This is a genomic window from Paenibacillus sp. N119s (genome assembly GCF_059447605.1).
Window position 1 is genome coordinate 1 of sequence record NZ_JCAJRU010000313.1, and the last position, 4,796, is coordinate 4,796.

Genomic DNA, 4,796 nt, shown 5'->3' on the forward strand with positions numbered 1-4,796 from the left:
AGCAATGTAATGGTCAAAGCCTTATAAATTCGTGCCTGCGCAAGTCGGTACCGGAACAGCACAATATCTTCCCGTCCCCGCAGCATCGAAAACACAGCTCCAATGAGCAGGGCAAACGTAGTGGTCTTAATCCCGCCTCCAGTGGAGCCAGGCGAAGCCCCAATAAACATGAGTATGATGATAAAAAACTGCGTAGCCTGCCGCAAGCCTGCAATGTCCAGCGTGTTGGCGCCTGCGGTACGGGGGGTAACCGACTGGAATAAAGATCCCAGCACTTTCCCCCCCCAATCCAGCGAGCCAAGCGTCTTCGGATTCGTAAACTCAAATACAAAAATGACGAGTGTCCCGACTACAATCAGAACAGCTGTCATGCTGAGTACCACCTTGGTATGTAAGGACAGTCTCTTGCGCTTGCGGTATTCTACCAGGTCTGACATCACGACAAAACCAATGCCGCCCGAAATAATGAGGAAGATAGCTGTAAAATTAACAATTGGATCATATACATAACCTGTCAGGCTACGAAATTCACCGAACAAATCAAAACCAGCATTATTAAACATGGAAATCGCATGCCAGATTCCAAAATAAATCGCTCTGCCTACCGGCATATCAAACGACCAGCGAATCGAAAAAATGGCTGCACATACGCCTTCAATAATCAGCGAGTACCATAGCACCTTGCGGATCAATCCGACAATTCCTTCGACAGAGGTCTGATTCATCGCTTCTTGCAAAATAAGGCGCTCCCGCAAGGAAATGCGACGTTTGAACACCAACGCGATCAAGGTAGCCATGGTCATAAAGCCAAGACCTCCGACCTGAATCAGCGCAACGATAACAATTTGACCAAAAGTTGTGAAAAAGAGTCCTGTATCCTTAACGACAAGCCCGGTTACACAGGTCGCGGACGCGGCCGTAAACAATGCGTCGATAAACGCAAGTGGCTTCCCCGTTGTATTGGAGATGGGCAGCATTAACAATAAACTACCTATTAGAATGATAATAGCGAAGCCTGCAACGAATATCTGCGGTGGAGAAAGCCGAAACCAGCTTGCATTGGGATTCATTTATTCATCACTTCTCCTCCTTGGTAATTTATGAGCATGGAAATTGCTACTACCTCATGAGACGTTTGGTGATTTTAAGGCGCAGCGTCCTTAACTCAGCACACTTTTACACACAAAAAAAGACACCGGAAAACCGAGTGCCCCTGACTTGGTTCCTGCCCATAGCCTACGAGGTTAGCTGACGGATTCGGACAGTACAGTATGCCCTATTTACATTCCCGTTCCATCTGGATCGGCTGTAAAATTCACCCCAGTAACATGGTTCCCCCGTTTTCTCATGAAATTCGGCTTAAATGTATATCATTACCTAATATATTTCATAGGCATTGCCTCAAGATTATAATCCTTCTCTGTCCAGATCACAAAACTGATTTCGTCGAAAAAACGTGAAATTGGCTTTAATTTGTGAATGGGCATCGTTTAATCACAACTTATCTAATTTTATTAAAACTTTACAGTGCTTTCACTCTATTTTCATGAATATCGCTGGTCTGTTGGCGGGAACCTGTGCAGTATGATATCTTTAATGGATGTTCTTATTTACAGATTAAGGAGGAAACTCATGAATCCTATCGGGAAACCGGTCGTGCTCACGGCCAACTTCAAAAAATTAGGCTTGCTGGGCGGGGTTGGCCTGATTTGCTTTTTTATCTTTCAATTGCTTCTTCCCTCGCTTAGCAATCCAAGTCCGGAAACATTGACGAATGCAAAGATCATCAGCAAACAAGAAGCGGTCATACATGCCCTCGACTTTGCCCGTTCCGAACTGGGCTATACGGAATCACAGCCAGAGAAGCCGGTTGTGACCTATCAGGCTGAAACGGATTTATACGGTTATTTATCCAGAGAAAAGCTGCTTCAACAGTACGATCGCACATGGAAAAAAAATTATCCTTATGAAACCTTTCGGGTTGATTTGCCTGATTCCTCAGGCAAGGGCAAACTGCAAATACATGTGGATTTATCCACTGGGAAGGTCGTTAGCTTTAAACGGATCACCTCCAGCACCAACTACACACAGGCTGACGTTTCTACGGATGAACAAGCACAAAACAGGCTTGTACGTATAGCTGAGGGCGACTTGACGCTCGAAGCCAAGGAAGAGGCTGCGGCAATATGGATCAAACGCTTTGGCTTTAAGCCATCGGAATTAAAGCTCGCGACCACTGAGGGGGATGGTGGGCTGAAGTATACTGTGGACGAAAAGAAAATCGGCGCCTCGGTACTTACACTGTCTTTTACTTTTGAAGACGGGGATGTTCGCTCGTTTACCCAAAGCTTTTCGGCCCCTTCGTCCTACACCGACTATGTTAAACAGCAAACATACTGGGCGAATTGGATGACTTATGCGGGTTATGCCCTATTTAGCTTTGTACTGGGCGTGCTTGCCATTGTGTATGCGTCACTCACTCGACGACATACTTCATTTGTTCGCGGTATTATTCTGTCCATTGTATACTTTATTGCTAGTGTAGCTGGGACCATGAACATGCTGCCTTTGCTGCAATCTGAAGCAGGCAGTAAGGGTATGCTTATCTTTCTTATGGTATTCCAGATTGGTGTAACCTTTTTCATGGCTGTCGCCATCTATTTCTCTTTGGTCGGTGGTGACGGGCTTATGCGTCAGGTTGGACTCAATGCATGGCCACGTGCCAAAGAGCCAGGCTACGGGCTGTATGTGCTTCGCAGCATGTATGTCGGCTACTTGTGGGCCTTTATTTTACTCGGCGTACAATCCATTTTATTCTTTGTACTAGAGCGCACATTTAATACGTTCTCCACAACAGACGCCACGCAATCCCCTTACAATATGGCTTATCCATGGCTACTGCCGATTATGGCCTGGATGGCAGGGATTGGAGAAGAGACTGTCTACCGTCTGTTTGGTATTCCGATGGTCAAAAAAATAGTCAAAAATACGTTTGTTGCTTGTCTGATCACTACGCTTATTTGGGCATTGGGACATACGCTTTATCCGATCTATCCGGTGATTTCCAGACCTATTGAGCTGACTTTTCTTGGTTTGCTGTTTAGTTTTGTGTTCCTGCGCTACGGCTTTATCGCCGCCATGTTCAGCCATATTATTTTTGATAGCATACTCATGGGGCTCAGCGTGATCAGTCTGGGAGACACTGTAAATGTGAGCGCCGGTCTATTCTGGATCTTACTTCCGGCTATTGTCGGTTACATCATTTACTGGTTTGGCCCTAAAAAGCCTAATCGAACCATGTTTGAACCCGTGAAAAAAGAGGAGCCGTATCCTACGACTCCTCCTCCCGAAGGGCAGCTATAATCTGCCGAGCAAGCTTATCCCCAATAGAGAGAGGCCGGAAGTCTTCGACGCTGGCCTCTCTTATTTTTTTGAGCGATCCAAAATGCTTAAGCAACAACTTACGCCGTTTCTCTCCGATGCCTGGAATGGAATCCAACTGGGAAGTTACCATTGATTTGCCGCGCTGCTCGCGGTGGAACGTAATGGCAAAACGGTGAACCTCATCCTGAATCCGTTGCAGCAGATAGAATTCCTCGCTATTGCGTGCAAGTGTCACGGCCTCTAATGTTCCCCCCCTCAGTAGTTGGGAAGTTCTGTGTTTGGCGTCTTTCACCAAACCACATACAGGAATAAACAATCCTAATTCATTTTCCAATACATCGGTTGCCGCTTTTATCTGTCCACGTCCACCATCGACAATGATCAAGTCGGGACGCTCCAGATTTTCCTTCAGTACACGTTCATATCGACGCCGAATAACCTCGCGCATCGTTTCATAGTCATCGGGTCCCTGCACAGAACGGATCTTGTATTTTCGATACTCCTTCTTCGCAGGCTTACCGTCAATGAAGACGATCATGGCCGAGACTGGATCGGAACCCTGAATGTTGGAATTATCAAACGCCTCTACCCGATGCAGACTATCCAGCCCAATGGCACGTCCCAGATTGCTTGCAGCTTTGGATGTCCGCTCCTCATCGCGCTCGATCAGCTTAAACTTCTCATCCAATGCAACACGTGCATTTTCCGTCGCCATACCCGTCATTTGCTTTTTCAGCCCACGCTGTGGCACAAGTACTTTTACATCCAACCATTCAGCCAGAGCGAGAGCTGCCGCAGATGGGTCCTCCAATCCACCGGATAGTTGAGTTTCTGTTTCTGTTTCTGCATAAGATGCTCGTGCTTCGGCTACCCGCAGTGGGGCATCAGAAAGGTCTGACTCCGTTTGTAATGCTTTCTCATCTGTAATCCCGGTAGTTCCCGCTGTAGTTGCACTGTAAAGTTCAGTTTCTGCTGCAATCGGTTGATCGACATCAGCCGATTTTTCTTTCATCAGCTTTGGAGAATCTGGCAACAATATCTCCTGCGGCACTGCCGGGTTGTCACTGTAATATTGCGTCACATAGGACATAAAATCGCTGTACGCTTCACCATAGAAAGGAAAAGTCGACATATGACGCTCAATCATTTTCCCCTTGCGGACATATAGGATCTGTACACACATCCAGCCCTTATCTACCGAAAAGCCGAATACATCCCGGTCCTTTGCATCAGATGTGGTGATTTTCTGCTTTTCCATCATTGCGTCGATGCTAATAATCTGATCCCGCAGCTCCTTGGCACGCTCAAAGTACAATTCCTCTGCGGCCTCCTGCATTTTGCGCTGAAGATCCTTTTTAATCTCCTCATGCCCTCCGCTTAAAAAGGAACCAATCTCCTGACTGATCTGGTCA

Annotated in this window: 3 protein-coding genes and 1 riboswitch; of the genes, 1 reads left to right on the plus strand and 2 read right to left on the minus strand. The window is 46.6% G+C overall.

Features of this window, described 5'->3' with window-relative positions; all coding sequences use genetic code 11:
* A partial coding sequence (locus AC5V8P_RS23490; protein WP_495473918.1) for a TrkH family potassium uptake protein occupies positions 1 to 1,070 on the minus strand: 1,070 nt, incomplete at its 3' end.
* Positions 1,071 to 1,218: 148 nt separating this feature from the next.
* A riboswitch (cyclic di-AMP (ydaO/yuaA leader) is annotated at positions 1,219 to 1,370 on the minus strand.
* A 262-nt stretch (positions 1,371 to 1,632) separates the two neighbouring features.
* Between AC5V8P_RS23490 and AC5V8P_RS23495 the strand changes: the two genes are divergently transcribed.
* Positions 1,633 to 3,363: a CPBP family intramembrane glutamic endopeptidase gene (locus AC5V8P_RS23495; protein ID WP_064798047.1), complete on the plus strand. Its 1,731-nt coding sequence runs from the start codon at positions 1,633 to 1,635 to the stop codon at positions 3,361 to 3,363.
* Here the strand turns inward: AC5V8P_RS23495 and AC5V8P_RS23500 are convergent.
* Positions 3,332 to 4,796 (minus strand): excinuclease ABC subunit UvrC (locus AC5V8P_RS23500; RefSeq protein ID WP_495473919.1); only part of this gene is annotated, 1,465 nt, incomplete at its 5' end. The two genes, AC5V8P_RS23495 and AC5V8P_RS23500, sit on opposite strands and share 32 nt — an antisense overlap.